Here is a 339-nt window from a genome sequence, read left to right as displayed (position 1 = left end):
GCCAAAACACTGTAGTTATGGCTGTCTGCCGACAGATCGCCAAGACCGGCTTGCGGATTATACGTAGTCTTGTTGTACGTATAAGCAAACGGATCGATTTGCGCACCGACGTAGAGGGCAGGAAGAACATAGTAATCGACACCGATAGTCAGGGCGCCACGAAGATTCCAGCTTTCGGCAACCGATTTGCCCATAGAGGTCTCTTCATCATACTTCATTTCATTTTCGCCGTAAGCAAAACCTACGCGAACGCCTGTATACCACATCAGGTTAGGAACACGCTTGATGTTGAAATAACGATCAACACCTGCCGACACATTATAGGCGAACGACTGAGCA

At 48.4% G+C, this 339-nt stretch carries 1 protein-coding gene; it reads right to left on the bottom strand.

Annotated elements, in window-relative coordinates:
• Positions 1-339: BT1926 family outer membrane beta-barrel protein (locus JZY04_RS21130; protein WP_255584476.1), on the bottom strand; the 339-nt coding region annotated here is incomplete at both ends.

The organism is Bacteroides sp. 11BF (genome assembly GCF_019633765.1).
GTDB classification, from domain to species: Bacteria; Bacteroidota; Bacteroidia; order Bacteroidales; family Bacteroidaceae; genus Bacteroides; species Bacteroides hominis.
This window is presented reverse-complemented; position numbering and strand designations above follow the sequence as displayed.